The 19,981-nt window shown below is 57.0% G+C and carries 18 protein-coding genes; all 18 read left to right on the plus strand.

The window, feature by feature from the left end:
• Positions 1–10 precede the first annotated feature (10 nt).
• The 18 genes from ASE04_RS24290 to ASE04_RS24375 all read left to right on the plus strand — a co-directional run bounded on the left by ASE04_RS24290 (position 11) and on the right by ASE04_RS24375 (position 19,897).
• Entirely contained in the window at positions 11–1,021 is a 1,011-nt protein-coding gene (locus tag ASE04_RS24290) for a polysaccharide biosynthesis protein (protein WP_056823918.1), read from the plus strand.
• The gene (gene wecB, locus ASE04_RS24295) at positions 1,014–2,141 is read left to right on the plus strand and encodes a non-hydrolyzing UDP-N-acetylglucosamine 2-epimerase (protein ID WP_056823920.1); all 1,128 of its coding nucleotides are present in this window, start codon (positions 1,014–1,016) and stop codon (positions 2,139–2,141) included. The genes ASE04_RS24290 and wecB overlap by 8 nt, the downstream gene beginning before the upstream one ends.
• Before the next feature lie 75 nt (positions 2,142–2,216).
• Positions 2,217–3,038, plus strand: a complete 822-nt coding sequence (locus ASE04_RS24300; RefSeq protein ID WP_056823925.1) for a glycosyltransferase family 2 protein — start codon at positions 2,217–2,219, stop codon at positions 3,036–3,038.
• Positions 3,039–3,172: 134 nt separating this feature from the next.
• Positions 3,173–4,957, plus strand: coding sequence for an ABC transporter ATP-binding protein (locus tag ASE04_RS24305; RefSeq protein ID WP_056823928.1), 1,785 nt, complete (start codon positions 3,173–3,175; stop codon positions 4,955–4,957).
• A gap of 16 nt (positions 4,958–4,973) precedes the next feature.
• Positions 4,974–6,146, plus strand: coding sequence for a UDP-4-amino-4,6-dideoxy-N-acetyl-beta-L-altrosamine transaminase (pseC, locus tag ASE04_RS24310; protein WP_056824094.1), 1,173 nt, complete (start codon positions 4,974–4,976; stop codon positions 6,144–6,146).
• Positions 6,143–7,012, plus strand: coding sequence for an aldo/keto reductase (locus ASE04_RS24315; RefSeq protein ID WP_056823930.1), 870 nt, complete (start codon positions 6,143–6,145; stop codon positions 7,010–7,012). Before pseC ends, ASE04_RS24315 begins: the two co-directional genes overlap by 4 nt.
• Entirely contained in the window at positions 7,009–9,042 is a 2,034-nt protein-coding gene (locus ASE04_RS24320) for an aminotransferase class III-fold pyridoxal phosphate-dependent enzyme (protein ID WP_244490484.1), read from the plus strand. The genes ASE04_RS24315 and ASE04_RS24320 overlap by 4 nt, the downstream gene beginning before the upstream one ends.
• A complete protein-coding gene (pseG, locus tag ASE04_RS24325) occupies positions 9,017–10,699 on the plus strand; it encodes a UDP-2,4-diacetamido-2,4,6-trideoxy-beta-L-altropyranose hydrolase (protein WP_274533895.1) in 1,683 nt (560 codons plus the stop codon). Before ASE04_RS24320 ends, pseG begins: the two co-directional genes overlap by 26 nt.
• A complete protein-coding gene (gene pseI, locus ASE04_RS24330) occupies positions 10,677–11,738 on the plus strand; it encodes a pseudaminic acid synthase (protein ID WP_244490485.1) in 1,062 nt (353 codons plus the stop codon). The genes pseG and pseI overlap by 23 nt, the downstream gene beginning before the upstream one ends.
• Positions 11,739–11,813: 75 nt before the next feature.
• The gene (locus ASE04_RS24335; protein ID WP_200960766.1) at positions 11,814–12,518 is read left to right on the plus strand and encodes a cytidylyltransferase domain-containing protein; all 705 of its coding nucleotides are present in this window, start codon (positions 11,814–11,816) and stop codon (positions 12,516–12,518) included.
• A gap of 56 nt (positions 12,519–12,574) precedes the next feature.
• Positions 12,575–13,414 carry a hypothetical protein gene (locus ASE04_RS24340; protein ID WP_200960767.1) on the plus strand — a complete coding sequence of 280 codons (840 nt, stop codon included), beginning with the start codon at positions 12,575–12,577 and terminating at the stop codon, positions 13,412–13,414.
• Positions 13,407–14,390: a Gfo/Idh/MocA family protein gene (locus ASE04_RS24345; RefSeq protein ID WP_056823951.1), complete on the plus strand. Its 984-nt coding sequence runs from the start codon at positions 13,407–13,409 to the stop codon at positions 14,388–14,390. Before ASE04_RS24340 ends, ASE04_RS24345 begins: the two co-directional genes overlap by 8 nt.
• A complete protein-coding gene (locus ASE04_RS24350; protein WP_200960768.1) occupies positions 14,380–15,666 on the plus strand; it encodes a DegT/DnrJ/EryC1/StrS family aminotransferase in 1,287 nt (428 codons plus the stop codon). Before ASE04_RS24345 ends, ASE04_RS24350 begins: the two co-directional genes overlap by 11 nt.
• A gap of 23 nt (positions 15,667–15,689) precedes the next feature.
• The gene (locus tag ASE04_RS24355; protein ID WP_056823958.1) at positions 15,690–16,229 is read left to right on the plus strand and encodes a GNAT family N-acetyltransferase; all 540 of its coding nucleotides are present in this window, start codon (positions 15,690–15,692) and stop codon (positions 16,227–16,229) included.
• Between the two features lie 58 nt (positions 16,230–16,287).
• A complete protein-coding gene (locus ASE04_RS24360) occupies positions 16,288–17,007 on the plus strand; it encodes a hypothetical protein (protein WP_056823961.1) in 720 nt (239 codons plus the stop codon).
• 11 nt (positions 17,008–17,018) lie between these two features.
• Positions 17,019–18,518 carry a hypothetical protein gene (locus ASE04_RS31080; RefSeq protein ID WP_056823965.1) on the plus strand — a complete coding sequence of 500 codons (1,500 nt, stop codon included), beginning with the start codon at positions 17,019–17,021 and terminating at the stop codon, positions 18,516–18,518.
• A gap of 134 nt (positions 18,519–18,652) precedes the next feature.
• Positions 18,653–19,195, plus strand: coding sequence for an acyltransferase (locus ASE04_RS31085; protein ID WP_056823969.1), 543 nt, complete (start codon positions 18,653–18,655; stop codon positions 19,193–19,195).
• Between the two features lie 42 nt (positions 19,196–19,237).
• Positions 19,238–19,897 carry a class I SAM-dependent methyltransferase gene (locus ASE04_RS24375; protein WP_056823972.1) on the plus strand — a complete coding sequence of 220 codons (660 nt, stop codon included), beginning with the start codon at positions 19,238–19,240 and terminating at the stop codon, positions 19,895–19,897.
• Positions 19,898–19,981: the final 84 nt, after the last annotated feature.

The raw sequence follows: 19,981 nt of genomic DNA on the forward strand, positions 1-19,981 counted from the left end.
GACCGAGAGGATGTTCAAAGACAAGACGGTCCTCATAACCGGCGGTACCGGCTCCTTCGGCAACGCCCTCCTGCAGCGCATCCTGCCGACGGAAATCAGCGAGGTTCGCATCTTCAGTCGCGACGAGAAGAAGCAGGAAGATATGCGTATCGCGCTGAACAACCCCAAGCTGAAGTTCTACATCGGCGATGTGCGCGATCCCGGCAGTGTCAACCAGGCGATGACGAATGTTGACTTCGTCTTCCACGCCGCAGCGCTGAAGCAGGTCCCGTCCTGCGAATTTTATCCGATGGAAGCGGTACGCACGAATGTTTACGGCACGGAGAATGTGCTGAATGCCGCGATTGCCAACCGCGTTAAGAACGTCGTTGTGTTGAGCACCGACAAGGCGGTCTACCCGATCAATGCGATGGGCATTTCAAAGGCCATGGCCGAGAAGCTCATGGTCGCGAAGTCACGCCTGCTCGGTGAGGGTGAGACGGTGCTCTGCGCCACGCGTTATGGCAATGTCATGGCGTCGCGCGGTTCTGTCATCCCGCTTTTCGTTCAGCAGATCAAGGCCGGCCAGCAGCTGACCGTGACCGATCCGAACATGACTCGTTTTCTGATGTCGCTTGAGGACTCGGTCGATCTGGTGCTTCACGCCTTCAAGCATGGTCGGCATGGCGACATCTTCGTGCAGAAGGCTCCGGCTTCGACCGTTGGGGATCTTGCGACCGCACTTCAGCAACTTTTCAGCGCGGAAAGTGCCGTCAAGGTCATCGGCACGCGACACGGCGAGAAGCTATACGAGACGCTGCTGTCGCGCGAGGAAATCGGCAAGGCCGAAGACATGGGCGACTACTTTCGTGTCCCGATGGACGACCGCGATCTCAACTACAACAAGTTTTTTGTCGAGGGTGAAAGCCGCGTCTCCAACCTCGACGACTACACGTCGCATAACACGAGGCGTCTGAACGTCGGGCAGGTCAAGGACTTGCTGACCGAACTGAATTTCATCAGAGAGCAGCTTCATGCGTAAGGTCATGACAATCGTGGGCACCCGCCCCGAACTCATCAAGATGTGCCGCGTAATCGATGAGTTCGACCGGCAGTTCAATCATGTCATTGTGCATACGGGACAGAACTACGATTTCGAGCTGAACCAGGTATTCTTCGACGAACTGGGTATCCGGAAGCCGGATTATTTCCTTGGCGCTGCTGGTGCGACCGCCTCGCAGACGATCGCGCAGGTCATTGCCAAGTCCGAAGAAGTGATGATTGCCGAGAAGCCTGACGCGATCCTCATTTATGGTGACACGAATTCGGGCATCGCGGTCATTCCGGCCAAACGCCACAAGATTCCCGTTTTCCATATGGAGGCCGGCAATCGTTGTTTCGATCAGCGCGTGCCCGAAGAGCTGAACCGCAAGGTGATCGATCATCTCTCGGACATCAATATGGTGCTGACGGAACACGCGCGCCGTTACCTGATTGCCGAGGGCATCCGTCCGGAGACGATCATCAAGACTGGATCGCACATGCGTGAGGTGCTCGACCACTTCATGCCACAGATCAAGGCCTCGAAGGCGCTGTCGGAAATGGGGCTCGAGGCTGGCCGCTACTTCCTCGTCAGCGCCCATCGTGAGGAGAACGTCGATTCTCCTTCGGCGCTTGCCGATCTTGTTGCAACGCTTGACGCACTGGCGAAGACCTATGATATGCCGGTAATCGTGTCGACGCATCCGCGCACACGCAAGCGTCTCGAAGACCTTGGTAGCGGGCCAATCGACGACCGCGTCCGGTTCCTAAAGCCCTTCGGCTTCTTCGATTACAACAACCTGCAGATCAACGCTTATTGCACGCTCTCCGACAGCGGCACCATCACCGAGGAAGCCTCGCTTCTCGGCTTGCCGGCTGTGACCTTGCGCAATGCCCATGAACGTCCGGAAGGCATGGATGTCGGCACGCTGGTGATGTGCGGCCTGAAGACGGAATACGTACTCGACGCGGTGGCGATGGTCACCGAGCAACATCGTCGCGAGGGAATGACGCCGACGCCTGTCCCGGATTACGAATCTCCGCACGTTGCACGGCAGATTTCGCGCATAGTCATGAGCTATATCGATTACGTGAACCGGACGGTGTGGCGGAACTATTGAGTTGGTCTTGACCTTCTGGAACGCGCCGCTGAGCCGTCCAGACCACTCGGTAATCGCAGAAAGGAACTGAGGCATTTGAGCCCGTTCGACGTGAAACCGACCGGCACCGGATATCCGGCGCCGACTAAGCCGAAGGTCACGGTGGTAACCGTCGTCCTGAATTCTTGCGAGTTCATGGAGGCAACGATCCTGAGCATTCTCGGCCAAACCTACGAGAACCTCGAATATGTGGTGATCGACGGTGGCTCCACGGACGGCACTCTCGATATCATCGACAGATACAAGAGCCGGATCGATCGTCTTGTCGTGGAGAAAGACCGCGGCATCTACGACGCCATGAACAAGTCCGCGAAGCTGGTGACGGGCGATTACCTGATTTTCATGAACTCAGGCGACGAGTTCGCCACCGAGCAATCGGTTGCCGAATTGAGTGCCTGTGCCCGCGACGACGAAACGCTGATTTATGGCGGCTGGATCGTCCGGTATTCGTGGGGATTAGAACGCGCAGGTCATCCCGCTCGGCCAGGGGACTTCTGGCGCGGTATGTTCGTTCAGCACCAGTCCGTTATGGTCAAGACGCAGTATTTTCGCGAGCATCAGTTTGACCTTACCCTGGGGCTCGGTGCCGATTATGCTTTCCTTTTGCAGCTGATCAATTCGGGCGCCAAGGTATCCGAATGTGGGACGATCGTGTCTCGTGTTTCGGCGGGCGGCGCATCGGACAACAACCGCAAAGGGGTGTTGATGGCGCATTGGGACCAGGCCAGACGATACTATCCTGGCCTGAAGACCGATGTTCACTATCTGAAGGCAATCGCCCGTGAGCGCCTTGCCGCGTTCGTTAAGAAGTGCCTGCCGGCGTCGGTCGTCAAGGGCATTATCTCCTCGAAGGCCTGACGCTTGATCGAGCTGGATTTTCTCCCCATCAATAAAACTCGGCTGCCGCCAGTGTGGGCGCTGGAATTTGGTGTGGCTTGCGACTATACCCCCGGAAGTCGCTTGCGAGACACATCGCGCGGCTTGGAGTAGCAATGCTGGATCGCGATTTTTTGAAATTGTTGCTGCGCCTCTGGGGGCACATTTCCGTTCACCGGAAGCAGCAGCTCTTCATCCTTCTAATCCTGAATTTTTTCTCGGCGTTCGTTGAAATTCTGAGTATCGGGACAGTTATCCCGTTCCTCGGCGCACTCACGTCCCCGGATGCGATGCTCCAGAACAGGTTCTTGCAGCCCGCCATCAAGGCATTCGGCATTACTGATGGTCATCAGTTGGCACTATTCCTGACGGTCGTCTTTGCCTCGACCGCGCTTGCAGCTGGTCTGTTTCGGCTCGGCTTCCTCTGGTACCAGACCCGCCTCAGCCACGCGATCGGCGCCGATCTCAGCATCGATATCTACAGGCGGACGCTCTACCAGCCCTACACGGTTCATGTTGCCCGCAATAGCAGCGAGGTCATTGCCGGCATTTCCAGCAAGGCCAATGGCGTGACGAACGGCATCATCCTGCCGTCTCTGACGATGGTGAGTTCCGTCTTCACCCTCGTCGCCATCGTCGCCACGATTGCGTATCTCCAGCCGACCATCGCCATTGTGTCTTTGGTCTTTCTCGGTGGCGCCTATGCCGGTGTCACCATGATTGTGAAGGAAGAACTCGGTCGCAACAGCCAGTATATCAACGAAGGCTCGAACAAAGTCATCAAGGCGCTGCAGGAGGGTCTCGGTGGTATCCGGGATGTGTTGATCGATGGCGCGCAGGCGCAGTACTGCGAGGTCTACAGGCTGGCGGACCACAAGGTTCGTCGCGCTACCGCGTATGTCCAGATCATCAGCAGCGCGCCGCGCTATATGATCGAGGCATTGGGCATGGTGCTCATCGCTCTCATTTCCTATTTCTTTGTCGGTTCCGGCGAGGGTATCGAGAAGACAATTCCCATTCTCGGGGCGCTTGCGCTCGGAGCGCAGCGCCTCCTTCCGATCTCTCAGCAGATTTATTCCAGTCTCGCATTCTTCAAGGCTGGCCGTTCTCCTCTGGTCGATGTTCTGAGTTTGCTGGATCAGCCGTTGCCGTCTTACCTCGCGCTTCCGCCGGCCGAACCTTTGGTTTTCGAGAAAGCAATTGCGCTGCGGAACGTTGTTTTCTCCTACGGCCCGGACCTGCCGCCTGTCCTCAAAGGCCTGGACCTTGAGATTCCGATGGGCGCGCGTGTCGGGTTCATCGGAACGACAGGCAGCGGGAAGAGCACGCTCCTGGATATCGTGATGGGACTGCTTCCGACGGACGGCAGCCTTACGATCGACGGGACCCGGATCGACGAAAAAAATGTAAGGCGCTGGCAGTCGTTGATTGCGCATGTTCCGCAATCGATCTTCTTGTCCGACGCAACTGTTGCCGAGAATATTGCCTTTGGTCTCAAGCGCGAGGATATCGACATACCGCGCATGAAACAGGCTGCTGAGGCGGCGCAGCTCTCTGCGACGATCGCCGCCATGGGCAAGGGCTATGATACGTTCGTCGGTGAGCGGGGCATACGGCTCTCCGGAGGGCAGCGACAGCGTATCGGGATAGCGCGGGCGCTCTACAAGAATGCCAAGGTCGTCGTCCTTGACGAGGCCACCAGTGCGCTCGATAACGACACCGAAAGCGCTGTGATGGAAACGCTCAATGGCCTGAGGGATCGATTGACGATTCTCATGGTTGCGCACCGTTTATCGACGTTGAGCAATTGCGATTTCATCGTGGAACTGGTTGATGGAGTGGTGTCGCGCGTCGGCACCTATGAAGAACTGATTGGTTCGCGCTCGACCCCGGACCGATGACTGGCAGGACAAGAAGATGATACCGTACGGCCGACAGGATATATCGCAAGCCGACATCGATTTCGTGATCGAGGTCCTGAAATCCGATTTCCTCACGCAGGGGCCGTTGGTTGGTCGTTTCGAAGAGGCTGTTGCGTCTTACTGCGGCACACCTTTCGCGGTGGCACTGAACAGCGCGACCTCTGCGCTGCATGTGGCCTGTCTGGCGTTGGAGTTGGGCCCGGGTGATGTTCTGTGGACGTCGCCAACGACGTTCGTCGCCAGCGCCAATTGCGCGCTCTATTGCGGGGCAGGGGTCGACTTCGTCGATATCGACCCGAAGACCTATAACATGAGCGTCGAGCGCCTGGCAGAGAAACTGGCTGAGGCCGAAAAGCTCGGAAAGCTCCCCAAGGTCGTCGTCCCGGTACATTTGAGTGGTCAGCCGTGCGACATGCCGGCGATCAAGGCCCTTGCTGACCGCTACGGTTTCAAGATCATCGAGGATGCGTCGCACGCGGTGGGGGCGCGGTATCGCACGGGTGCCGGCGAGAAATTCACGCCGGTCGGCGATTGCCGCTTCAGCGATATCACCGTCTTCAGCTTTCATCCCGTCAAGATCGTCACGACGGGCGAGGGAGGCATGGCGTTGACGAAGAACCCGCTGCTCGCCGATCGCCTCCAGCGCTTCCGTAGCCACGGCATCACGAGCGATCGGGAACAGATGGTGCCGATGCCTGATGACGAGATCTGGAACTACCAGCAGATCCTGCTTGGCTACAACTACCGGCTGACGGACATTCAGGCTGCACTCGGCATCAGTCAGATGTCGCGGATCGACGGCTTCATCCGCCAGCGCCACAAGATTGCCGAGCGCTATGACCGCGAGTTCGCCAACCTGTCGATCACGACTCCCTGGCAGAGCCCTGACATCTACTCGAGCTATCATCTTTACGTCATTCGCGTCAGGGATCAGGGAATAACGCAGCGCAAGCTCTATGACGGGCTGCAGGATGCGGGCGTCAACGCTAACCTTCACTACATTCCGGTTTATCGGCAGCCCTACTTCCGCAAGATGGGCTTCGAACGCGGCTATTGCCCCGAGGCCGAGGCCTATTTTACGCAGGCCGTGAGCATACCCATGTATCCTACTTTGACCGATGACGAGCAGGGGCATGTCATCAATGTCATAGCGAATATGTGCAAATGAAACTGGCGCTTGGGACCGCACAGTTCGGGCTCAACTATGGGATTGCCAACTCGGCCGGTCAGATCAGCGCTACCGAGGCTGTCGCCATTATTGAGCTGGCGAAGGCCAGCCGAATTGATACCCTGGACACCGCCGCTGCCTACGGCGAGAGCGAAGTCAGTCTCGGAAAAGTGGGCGTTTCGGAGTTCAAGGTTGTCACGAAGCTGCCTCCGATGCCGCCTGAAGTAGACAAGGCGGATGTCTGGGTTCGCAAGCAGATCGAAGCTTCCCTGGAAAGACTTCGCTTGCGGTCGGTCTATGGTTACCTATTGCATCGTCCGGAAGAACTCGCGGGTCGACGTGGGGACGCAGTTGCCTCCGCTCTCCAAGAAGCCAGGCAGGATGGGCTCGTATCCCGCATCGGTATCTCCATCTACGACCCCGAACAGATTGACCTTGTTTCGCACCGCTTGGATATAGGCCTAGTCCAGGCGCCGCTGAACCTGCTGGACAGGCGTATTGTCGATAGCGGCAAGGCCAAACAGCTCTTTGAGCGCGGAATAGAACTGCATACGCGTTCGGCATTCCTGCAGGGACTTCTTCTCTTCGAACGCGATGCGCTTCCTCCTGCCTTCAAAAGGTGGAGCGCACTCTTTGATCGCTGGTACGACTGGCTCGATGCCGAACAGGTGGCAGCAACGAAAGCCAGCCTTGATTTTGCCTGCTCTTTTTCAGAAGTTCATCGTGTCGTGGTTGGCATCGATGCGCAAAGGCAACTCTCGATGCTCGTTGCAGGACTGACGAAGCCTGGCGTCAATGCCGCTTGGCCGGATCTCCAAACGACGGACGTTGATCTTATCAATCCGGCCAGATGGAAGCTCACTTGACCCGAAAAATCGTCGCTATCGTCCAGGCCCGCATGGGCTCGAAACGTCTGCCGAACAAGGTGATGAAGTCGATCGGCGGAACACCCATGATCGGACTGCTTCTTGAACGGCTCGACCGCGCGCGAAACGTCGACAGCATCGTGATTGCGACGTCGGATGACCCGCGCAACGATCCGCTTGACGCCTACGTCTCTGAACTCGGTTTTACGGTGTTCCGTGGCAGTGAGAATGACGTACTTGATCGATACTATCGAGCAGCTACGGCCGTCGGCGCCACGGATGTAGCCCGTATCACCGGCGATTGCCCTTTCGTCGATCCGGCTCTCGTCGATGAATATGCTACCGCCTACATAGCCAGCGGCAGTGATTACCTATCGAACGTTGCTCCCCCTACGTATGCCGACGGACTGGATATCGAAATCTTTTCCTTTGCGGCGCTTGAGCGGGCATGGCGCGAGGCTCCGAAAGGTCCGGAGCGCGAGCATGTGACCCCCTACATCAGGGAGTCCGGCAAGTTCACCACGGTGAACAAGGTGGGGGATGTCGACTTCTCCGACAGTCGATGGACCGTCGATACCCCGGAAGACTTCGAGGTAGCGAGCGCGGTTTTCCGCCACTTCCATCCGCGGACGGATTTTCGGTGGCAGCAGATCCTTGAACTCAGCAAGGAGAGGCCCGAACTATTCGCTGCAAATAACGCGATCCTGCGAAATGAGGGAATGAAGATGGGCACTGGCCAAAAACTCTGGCAACGCGCAAAGCGGGTTATTCCCGGTGGCAACATGTTGCTCTCCAAGCGCGCGGAGATGTTTCTGCCAGACCAATGGCCGGCCTATTTTTCCAAATCGAAGGGTTGCAGGGTTTGGGACCTCGATGGCAACGAGTACATTGACATGTCTCTCATGGGCGTCGGTACAAATACGCTCGGATACGGCCATCCGGAGGTAGACGAGGCAGTACTGAGTACGGTGCGCGACGGCAACATGTCGACACTCAATTGTCCGGAAGAAGTTTACCTTGCCGAGAAGCTGATCGAAATCAATCCGTGGGCCGAAATGGTGCGTTTCGCCCGTTCCGGGGGAGAAGCGAACGCGATCGCAATCCGCATAGCGCGTGCCGCGAGCGGGCGAGACAAGGTTGCGGTTTGTGGCTATCACGGTTGGCACGACTGGTATCTTTCGGCAAACCTCGGCGAGGACGAGAGCCTCGCGGGTCATTTGCTGCCAGGCCTTGAGCCGCGCGGTGTTCCCCGCAGTTTGCGCGGAACCGTTTATCCGTTCAATTACAACGATTTCCAGGCGCTGGAGGCATTGACGAGCGCCCATGACATCGGCGTCATCAAGATGGAAGTCGTGCGCAACAAGGGGCCGGAGGATAATTTCCTGCAGAAGGTCCGGGATCTAGCGACGCGCAAGGGTATCGTCCTTATTTTCGACGAATGCACTTCGGGCTTCCGAGAGACCTTCGGCGGCCTCTACAAGAAGTATGGCGTTGAGCCCGATATGGCGGTGTTCGGCAAGACGCTAGGCAACGGTTATGCGGTTACCGCTACGGTTGGTCGTGCTGAGGTTATGGAAGCGGCGCAGTCGACGTTCATTTCCTCGACTTTCTGGACCGAACGGGTCGGGTCTGCCGCAGCGCTCAAGACGCTCGAGGTCATGGAACGCGAACGGTCGTGGGAGACGATCACCACGATTGGTGGCCAGGTGACGATGCGTTGGGAGACGCTTGCGAAGAAGCATGGCGTTTCAATCACGACGGCGGGCCTGCCTTCGTTGAGCACATACGCATTCAACAGCCCCAACGCTTTGGCCTACAAGACCTTCGTAACGCAAGAGATGCTGGCAAAGGGCTACCTTGCGTCCACCAACTTTTACGCCTGTGTCGAACATAGACCAGAATTGATCGACGGTTACTTCGAGGCTCTCGATCCTATCTTCGCGACGATCAGAGAATGCGAGGACGGGCGCGACATAATGGGCCTTCTGAATGGTCCTGTTTGCCATGCAGGCTTCCGGAGGCTCAACTGACGGTGGAAGGCAGTCTGCTGTGACGCAGGGTGATGTAAAGCGCCGACAAGTCCTATTCCGAGCCGACGCTTCGGAAACGATGGGGGCAGGGCATATCATGCGCTGCCTGACGCTTGCGGACGCCCTTGCCGTAGAATTCATCGACTGCGTATTTGTATGCCGATCCATTCCCTCGAGCCTAGCTCGCAGGATCGAGGCATCAGGTCACGGCGTGATAGTCATTCAGGCGAGCTTTGGTGTGCCGGATGTTCTGACCGAGGCGATCTGGTCGGTAGAAATGCAGGAGGAAGACGCGCGACATTGTCTTGACGCTGTCGCGGGGCAAGTGTTCGATTGGGTCGTTGTCGATCACTACGGCCTCGACGGGAATTGGCAGGCGGTCGCCCGCAGTCGAATACCGCGCATAATGGTCATCGATGATCTCGCTAACCGCGTCCATGATTGCGATCTGCTTCTCGATCAAAATCTGGGGCGCAAGCCCTTTGATTATGAAGGCCTTGTTCCACCGAGCGCGCGGGTATTGGCCGGTACTGAATTTGCGCTTCTGCGCCCGCAGTTCGCAGCCGCTCGCGCAGCGCGTTTGAGTAAGCGGGAAAGTCTGTCTTTCTCGCGCCTTCTGATTTCGCTCGGCGGCAGCGATCCGCAGAACTTGACCGGCCGGCTATTGAGCATGCTTGATGAAATGCAGTTGCCGGAAACGCTTCGAATCACGGTCGTACTTGGTGCGCTCGCACGTTTTGCCGACGATGTTCGCGAAGCGGCGCTAAAGGCCAGAAGGCCCACCGAGGTACTGGTTGATGTCAACGACATGGCCGGATTGATGGCAGAGTGTGATGTTGCCATCGGTGCCGCGGGAACAACGGCCTGGGAACGGTGCTGCGTCGGACTTCCAAGTATTGTGCTCGTGGTGGCCGAGAATCAGAGGCCAGGCGCGCTTGCATTGGCCGAGGCGGGATGTGCACTTGTCGCCTTTCCGGACACACCTACCGGCCTCAGGGTTGAACTCGACGACGCGTTTCGGGAGTTGCTGTCGGGAGGGCGAGAGGCCATCTCGCGCAATATTGAGAATCTGGGCATTGATGGTTTCGGCGCCCCGCGCGTGGCAGGAGCCCTCGCACAGGTCGAAGCCACCATGTTGGTTGGAAGGTTGCGCCGTGTTGGCGAGGCGGATCTTGATCTGTTGCTCGAATGGCGCAACGACGATGCGATCAGAATGTCGATGCTCACACAGGATGTCATTGATCCGGAGGATCACCAAGCTTGGTTCGACAAAGCTGCAATGAGCGCGGATCGGCGGCTGTTGATTTTCGAGCGCGGAGGCGAACCATCAGGTTTTGTCAATTTCAGGATAGATCCCGCAAATCGAACCGCGACCTGGGGCTTTTACAAAGCGCCGGCTGCCGCACGCGGAACGGGCCGTCTGCTGGGCAAGGCTGCACTGGACTACGCTTTTGGCCAGCTTGGTCTACACAAGGTCTGGGCCGAAGTTCTGCCGTCCAATGAGGCGTCGAACAGGATGCATGTCTCGCTTGGCTTCAGGCAGGAGGGGAAGCTCCGCGAAGCCTACAAGATCGGTGGCAGCTATATTGATGTCGTGTACTATGGCCTGCTTGAGCAAGACTGGAATGACTATGTTGAAAACGAATACAAACACTAATATCGAAATTGCGGGCCGTGGCATTGGAAACGGCTTCTCCCCCTTCGTCATTGCTGAGCTCTCGGCCAATCACAACGGCCGGCTCGATGTTGCCATGCGGATCGTTGAGGAGGCTAAAAAGGCGGGCGCGGATGCCGTAAAGATCCAGACCTATCGTCCGGACACGATCACCCTTGATAGCAATGCCGACGCCTTTCAGATCCACGGCGGACTTTGGGATGGCCGGACGCTTTATGAGCTATACGAAGAAGCTCATATGCCTTGGGAATGGCACAAGCCGCTTTTCGACCACGCGAAGAAGGTCGGAATCACCATTTTTTCGTCACCCTTTGACAAGACCGCAATCGACCTCCTGGAAGACCTGAATGCACCAGCCTACAAGATCGCTTCCTTTGAGGCGATCGATCATGCGCTGATCCGCTATGCTGCATCGACGGGTAAGCCGATGATTATCTCGACAGGGATGGCGGACGATGAGGAAATTGAAGAGGCGATCGAGGCGGCGAGGTCGGGTGGCTGCCGGGAACTTGCCATTCTGCACTGCGTCTCCGGATATCCCGCGCCACCTGAAGATTACAATCTTCGAACGATCCCCGACATGATTTCGCGCTTTGGCGTGGTCACCGGTCTCTCGGATCACACACTCGACAATACGACCGCAATCGCAAGCGTCGCGCTTGGCGCGTCCATCATCGAGAAGCACTTCACGCTAGACCGCAACGGCGGCGGTCCCGATGACAGCTTCTCTCTGGAACCGGGCGAGATGAAGGCGCTGTGCGACGGAGCACGCACCGCCTGGCAGGCAATCGGCAACGTGGATTATGGCCGCAAGTCCAGCGAACAGGGCAATGTGCAGTTTCGCCGTTCACTCTATTTCGTCAGGGACATGCAGGCAGGCGAGACGATCACCGAGGACAGTATCCGGAGTGTTCGTCCCGGTTACGGGCTTGCGCCCAAGCACTTGGACAGCCTTGTCGGTCGCAGGCTCAAGGCGGACGTCGTTTTTGCGACGCCCGTCTCCTGGGATGTTGTCGAATAGAGCAAGCAACGCGCCGAGTTTTCTGGCGTCGACCGAAAGGCAGACATGAAGATCGTTTCGACAATTGAAGCGCGCATGACTTCGAGCAGGCTGCCGGGCAAGCCGCTTCTGGACGCCGCGGGACGGCCGATGCTGGAGCATCTTGTGCGCCGCCTGAAGGCTGTTCCCTCGATAGACGACATCGTGCTTGCGACGACCGTGAACGCGGCTGACCAACCGCTAGTCGATCTTGCCGCTGAACTGGGGATCAAGGCGTTTCGTGGATCGGAGGACGACGTGATGCTGCGTGTCATCGAGGCGGCTCGGTCAGCAGATGCCGATGTCATCGTCGAGATTACCGGCGACTGCCCGGTCATAGATCCAGAAATCATCGAGCAGGCTATTCGCATGTTCAAGGCGCACCAGGCGGACTATGTTAGCAACGCGGTCATTCGAAGCTATCCGGACGGCATGGATGTGCAAGTCTTCGCGCTCGATACATTGATCAAATCGGCAACGATGACGGATTCGGCACTCGACCACGAGCACGTCACTCTGCACATTCGCGACAATCCGGAGATCTTCTCGCAGATCCATCTTGTCGCGCCGCCAGAGCAGACGTGGCCGGAGCTTGGTCTGACGCTGGACGAAAAAAGCGATTACGTCCTGCTGAAGAACCTCATCGAGCATTTCGACGCATCCAACCCGTTGTTCTCTTGCCTCGATGCGGTCCGCTATCTGCGTGCGAATCCCGATCTTCTCGACCTCAACAGGGATGTTGTCCGGAAGGGGAATACGTGACCGTCGCACTGGTCTCCCACGATGCAGGCGGAGCCGAGATACTGAGCAGCTGGGCGTTGCGCAGCCCGGAGCCATGCATTCTGGTTGCCGATGGCCCCGCTGGTTCCATTTTTCGGCGCAAATGCCCAGAGCTTCTGTCGGTCACGCTGCGTGAAGCTGTCACGGCAGCCGACTGGCTGCTCTGCGGCTCAGGCTGGCAGTCTGGGCTCGAGCGCGAAGCGATACGTGCCGGACGCGCGGCTGGCAAGAAGACCGTGACCTTCCTCGATCACTGGGTGAATTATCGCCAGCGTTTTGAAGAAAATGGGAAGTTGATCCTGCCGGACGAAATACGGGTCGGCGACATCGATGCGCTGCGCATAGCCAAGGCGACCTTCCCCGACCACCCTATCGAGTTGGAAGATAATCCGTACCTCCTCGATCTCCGTGACCAGATCGCAGCTGTCGCCGCTTCGCAGCAGACGCAGGCCGGCTCTGGCGCTATCTTGTATGTTTGCGAGCCCATCGCCGACCACGCTGAACAGGCCCATGGTGATGCCAGATATTTCGGCTACACCGAGCACGATGCTCTTCGCTTCTTCCTGGATAACGCAAGCCTTCTGGACAACCATGGGCGACACATTCTTATCCGCCCACACCCTTCAGAGAAGGCAGAAAAATATGCCTGGGCGAAGGAAGTCACTCAACAGCCGATTTCTTTTGGCGGTGACGGGACGCTGCTGGAGGAGACGCTTGGTGCCGACATCGTCGTGGGATGTGAGTCGATGGCGCTGATTGTCGGCTTGCTTGCCGGGAAGCGTGTGGTTTCGTCCATTCCTCCAGGTGGGCGAACATGCCAGTTGCCTCATGGGGGCATCGAACACCTCGCGATCCTGGAGGCTGCTGCCCGTGGTTGAAGCCAAGCGCTGCCTCATTATCGGACTGGGCCAGATTGGGGCGGGCTATGATATCGACTCCGGACCCGACGGCGGCATCTACACCCATGCACGCTCGATCGCGCTGCATCCGTCGTTTGAACTCGTTGGCGGAGTGGATCCGCTTGAATCACAACGCCAACGCTTTCAGGTAAGATATGGCGTAGAGGCCTTTGAGAGTATCGGGCTCGCAATGCGTAGCCTACAACCGGAGATCGTCGTGATCGCGACACCCGCCGAGTTGCACTTGCGCCACGTGGAGCAGGTGCTCGCGGTCAACACCCCCGAGATCATCATCTGCGAGAAGCCGCTCGCTCTTTCGGAAGCTCAAGGCGCTGAGTTGGTGCGCCGTTGCGAAGAGGCGGGCGTGGCTCTCTTCGTCAATTTCATCAGGCGATCGGAACCCGGAGCGATCGAAGTTCGCCGTCGCATCGAGGCAGGCGAGATCGCCGCGCCGCTCAAAGGCTCCTTCTGGTACTCGAAAGGCCTGTTCAACAACGGCTCGCATTTCATCAACTTGCTGCAGTATTGGCTGGGTGCGATCAAGGAACATGCGGTTCTCGACGAGGGACGTCACTGGGCTGGATGCGATCCGGAGCCGGATGTTCGTATTGTGTTCGACCGCGGATCCGTGGTCGTTCAAGCCGCCTGGGAAGAAGCCTTCTCGTTCTATGGAGGGGAGCTCCTCAGCCACTCTGGCCGGTTGGCTTACCGTAACGGCGGCAGTCTGATCGAGTGGCAAGGCCTTAGCCGCGACGAGAACTTTACCGGCTACAGTGTGCTTTCGGCCCAGGTGGAGAACATCCACAATGATATGGACAGGTACCAATGGCATGTGTACGAACAGCTCTCGCATTTTCTTGCCGACGAGCCTTCTGAACTATGCAGTGGCCGCGAGGCATTGGCGACGTTGAGGGTCGTTGCGGCGATAGCCGGACGCTACAGGAATGAAATCTGATATGGAAAGACTGGCACTTTTCGGCGGATCCAAGGTCATAGACGTACCCCTTGAGCGCTACAATTCGATGGGCGAAGAGGAGGTCGCGGCAGCAAGTGCGGTCGTTGCAAGCGGCGTTCTATCCAAATTCATTGGAGGCTGGGAGCCGGACTTCTACGGCGGCCCGAAAGTCCAGGAATTTGAACGCCAATGTGAAGCCTACTTCAACGTCAGACACGCCGTCACGGTGAACTCCTGGACGTCGGGGCTCATTGCAGCTGTCGGCGCTATCGGCATCGAGCCGGGCGATGAGGTCATCGTCTCGCCTTGGACGATGTGCGCCAGTGCGACCGCTATTCTTCAGTGGAACGCAATACCTGTATTCGCCGACATCGAGACCGAGACTTTTTCTCTCGATCCCGCCTCGATCGAGGCGAACATAACGCCTTATACGAAGGCGATCATGGCAGTCGATATCTTCGGGCAGTCTTGCGACATGGAAGCCCTGATGGATATTGCGCGTCGACATAACCTGAAAGTCATCTGCGATACGGCGCAGGCTCCGGGCGCGCTCTACAATGGCGCCTATGCAGGGACGCTGTCGGATGTCGGTGGTTATAGCCTGAACTATCATAAGCATATCCATACCGGCGAGGGCGGCATTCTCGTCACGAATGACGACACGCTCGCGGAAAAGATGCGCCTTATCCGCAATCATGCCGAGGGCGTGGTTGGTGGCAAGGGAACAAACGACCTTGTCAATATGATCGGGTTCAATTTCCGGCTCGGTGAGATCGAATGTGCGATCGGTATCGAGCAGCTGAAGAAGCTCTCTGGTTTCGTGGAGAGCCGGCAGGTCGCGGCAGATCGCCTTACAGCGGGTCTATCCGGCTTGAAGGGCTTGCGCACGCCAATCGTACGCGAGGGCTCGACACACGTTTACTATGTCTATCCCATGGTGCTTGATATCGAGGCGCTCGGCGTTTCGCGTGCGCGGATTGTCGAGGCACTGGAGACCGAAGGCCTCGAAGGCTTGGCGGCGGGGTATGCAAACGTACACTTGCTGCCGATGTACCAGAAGAAAATCGCCTTCGGAAATTCCGGATTCCCGTGGACCTCGGATATCTGCAAGCGCGACGTAAGCTACGCCAAGGGTATCTGCCCTGTTGCTGAACACCTTCATGATGTCTCTTTCCTTGGTTTCGAGATGTGCTTGCACCGCCTGACTGATCAGGAAGTCGACAAGGTTGTAGCCGTGTTTCAAAAAGTGTGGGCTAATCTGGACTCGTTGCGCTGACCTCTGCGAGAGTGGAACATTCCATGCCAAGTGTCGCATTCAGTGATTTACGAGGCGAGTTAGTCGGTTTGCGCGTATTCCAAAGTTCCGACATAACCGCCGAGTATATTTCATGGCTCAATGACCCAGAGGTGACGCGGTACAGCAACCAGCGCTTTATTCATCACACCGAGGAAAGTTGCAGATCTTATCTGGCAAGCTTTGAGGGCAGCTCAAACGGCTTCTGGTCGGTGTCCCGCCTGGAAGACAATAAGCCGATAGGTACCATGACAGCCTACGTTGCCGAATATCACGGGACCGTGGATATCGGGATCATGATTGGGTGCCGTGATGTTTGGGGACAGGGTTACGGTCAAGATGCTTGGAGTACGGCCGTCGATTGGTTTCACTCTCAAGCAGGGTTTCGCAAAGTGACAGCAGGAACCATGCGCTCAAACCGGTCCATGATGCGGTTGTTAGAGCGCTCAGGCATGGCGCTGGAGTGCGTTCGCCCGCGACAAGAATTGCTGGACGGTACACCACAGGACCTGTGTTATTTTGCCAAGTATAACGAAGGCCGGTAGCCATGAAAAGTATACCGTGTAAATCTACAATATCTCGAACGAAGCTGGTGGAATCATAATGGCTGCGCTGAAGTCGCATCTGGTCGGTATCAGGTCCCGTATTCTTGAGTTGGCGTATCGCTTCGCGCATGCGAGCAAAGTGTTCTCGAGGCGGTTTTTCACGCTCGCGATACCGGGTCATGTTCAGCTGGACGAGAGTTTCGTTTTTGAGGTGCCTCGCGCCAAGGATCGCGGTGCGAAGGCGCCAGACGGAAAATACTACAGCAAATATTACAATCTTCAGTGGAAAGAGCTGCCGGTGGGCATCAAGGACGCGATCCGGAAGTACGATTCCGTAATCCGGATGTACCTTGGCGACGACTATCTAATCAATGATGGTTTGATTTGGCGCAACATGTCGATTCCGCCTGAGTTCAAGGGAAACGAGCTTTTCAGCCAACACTGGCACTATGACAAAGTCGTTGACTTCAGAAATATTCAGTTGTTCGTTTTGCTGCATGACACGACTGAGGATGATGGTCCCTTCGAGTATGTGGTGGAACCTGACGAGCATAACTTGATGCCGTCGGTGCTGAAGCGCACGAATATGGATGTTGGCGTGAAGACCGCCAAATTGACGGGGAAACGCGGTGACTGCTTCCTTTTCTCGACGGGTTCAACGCCGCATCGCGCGGGTGTTCCTGCCGAAGGTCGGCACCGCGATATCTTCAGCATCGCATTCTTCCCGGCCTACACGAAGATAGGGACGAGCTCCAAAGCGCTCCTGTCGCAAAGCTGAGCACTTCGCCGATGGAAACGATGCGCAGGACGCTTCTGATCGAGCCCTATGGTTACGTTCGCGAACGCTTCGAGCCCGATGCGCGCATCGCCATCTACGCCGGCAAGACCGTCAAATGGCGGCTTGCTGAGCACGAACAGGTTTTTGATATCGTACATCCAGTGGATGAGAGTTTTAGTCATCTTGCTGATGTCGATTTCGAGGATGTGAAGGCAAGGATTAGCGCGAATATTCCTCTTTTCTATCGCTGGATGGGCGAGAGTGACACCTATGAAGACAATCAGCGTTCCTTCTTGATTTTTGTGCTGCGCCTGACTGAGGTGTTGCGACGTCTGGAGGTCAAGCACGCGATTTTCTTTACGGGTGTTGCGCACCACGTTGAATACACGCTCATCGAGATCGCCTGCCGGCTTGCCAACGTAAAGCAAGTCTTTCTGTATCCAATGCCGTTTGGGCCCGGAGGGCGGCTGCTGCCAGTGGTGCAGACGAATTCCATCAAGGATCGCGAATTTCTCGAGTTCGAGTTGTCAGGTGTCGATTTTAGGGACGATGTCATCGCCTATCGCGACAACTATCTTGCGCGTGGCGTTCCTAAGCAGAACGAGCGTATCGGTGGTCCGGCGGTCAGCCGCTCGTACGCCTACTTCAAGCTCGCCGAACGCGAGGCAAGGCAACGCGTAAAGATGATTGTAAGGAAGCAACCTGCTGTCCCACATTTGATCGATCGACGCAGGGGATATGGCTTGTCGGCGATGTCCCGTGTGATCAATCGGCAGAAATACGCGCTGGATTATTATTCGTCGAAGGCAATTTCGAACGAGGAAGCTGAACGGCTGATCGCAAAAGAAAATCCATTGCCGCTCCTCTATGCTCACTATCAGCCGGAGGCTTCGACCTTTCCCGAAGGCGGTTCGTTCAGCGACCATCTCGATGTCGTGTTGGCGATCAGAAGGGCAGGTTACTCCGGGAAAATTTTTTACAAGGAACATCCGGGTAGCTGGATCTACTATTCCAAGATTACGGGATTTTCGCTCGTCGGGATCGCGCGCTCCGTCGAATACTATCACCAGCTTGAAGCATTGGGATGTGTCTTTCTGCAGCCGCGTTTCCGTCCGGGTGACGCAATGATGCGGCAGGTGTTACCGGTAACAATTACCGGGTCTATTGCCGTCGAACGCAGCCTCACGGGGTGGCGAACCTGCTGTGCCGGTGTTCCGTGGTTCAAGCACGCACCGGGTGTGACCGGGATCGATGATTGCTTCGGGCCAGGCGGAATTTTCTACGATCCGGAAAAGTGGAGAACCGGCGAGCACGAGGGTATTGATTGGTTTGCGGAGCATCTGTCGCGCAAAACGGTTGCAAATTATCCAGGAATCGGCACCGGGGTAGCCTCGACGCGCGAGAGCGACAAACAGGAATTCCTTGGCGAACTTCGGCTCATGATCGATTCTCTCGCGTCGTCTGTTCAACCGAACGGGACAGGCGCGTTGCCTCAGGCGGGTGCGGTGTGAGTTTTCTATCCAGAATCATCCGCAAACTTACACGAATATCGACCTCTCTTTGCTTCCGAGTGACGCGCGGTCTGTTCACCGGGACGATCCGGATAGATTCGAGCTCCATTGCCAGAACTTCATGGAGCAAGGGGGTGACCTTGCGGGGCGTCGTTGCGATCGACGATGCTTCGCTGGAGATCGGCAGATCGTGCAGCATAGCAAAGGGAGCGGAAGTCGGCGTGGCAGGTAAGGGCGCGATCGTCCTTCACGACGGGGTGTCGCTGGGCCCGAGAACGATCGTGTCAACGACCGGCGGGCGGATTGAAATCGGGAAGAAGACGTCCTTCTTTTCGGATGGTCTCGTTTCCGGCGAAGTTAGCATCGGTGCTGATTGCCTGTTTGCCAACAACGTCACCGTGCTCACCGGCACGCACGAAATCTACGGCGAAGGGACAATCCGAGAGAACGACGCTGCCGCCAGCCGGAAACCCGGTTACAAACCTTTTCGGCCTGTTTCGATCGGCGCGGATTGCTGGTTGGGCGCAAACAGCGTGATTCTCCCGGGGGTAACCTTGGGCCGCGGTTGCGTCGTCGGTGCGAATGCGGTTGTCACGAAGAGTTTTCCGGATTATTCGATCCTCGCAGGCGTACCTGCGGCAGTCATAGGCTCTCGTCGTGACGCAAAGATAAAATAGCTCTTCTACCGAAAGTCCGACTGAAACCCGCATGAGGTTCCCATGACGCCTGCCCCAATCCACGCACTGATGATGAAGGGCCGCTCGGCCGTCCGGAAAGCGGTGAACCTCGTGTCCGGCAAGGATGGCAAGGCGATCCCCGTCAAGCCTGGTTCCGTTTCCGGCCTCAGGGTCCATCTCGGTGCGGGCCCGATCAACCTGCAGGGCTGGGTCAATATCGATGCACGCGAAGCTCCGCATATTCACCTGATCGCGAACAACTTCGATCTCGTTGAGTTCGCCGATGGAACCGTTGCCGAAATATATCTGTGCCATGTGCTTGAACACTTCTCGTTCGAGGAGTCTGAACAGCTGCTGCGGAATTTTCGGAAGAAGCTGAAGCCAGGCGGCACGCTACGCATTTCCGTTCCGCATTTCGATCACCTGGTCGCGATATATCAGGCGAACAGCAACAACCTCGAAATCGTGAAGCGCGCGCTGATGGGTGGACAGGACTACGAGTACAATTTCCACAAGTCGATATACAACAAGGCGTTGCTCTCTAGCCTCATGCTTGCCTGTGGTTATGCGAACCCGCAGGAGTGGACGACCGCCGGTGAGTTTGGCGCTGATCTCGGCGACTGGTCCAACAAGAATTTCGATACGCCAGCCGGGAGTTTTCCGGTGAGCCTGAATATCAAGGCCGTTGTCGCCGGTACCTGATCGAAGTCATGACCAGATCTGTCTCCATCGTTGCGTCCACGCTTCCAATCGCTTTTCTGGCGGCGCGCGCGGAAGCGCTGGGCG

The organism is Rhizobium sp. Root708 (genome assembly GCF_001429725.1).
GTDB lineage: Bacteria > Pseudomonadota > Alphaproteobacteria > Rhizobiales > Rhizobiaceae > Rhizobium.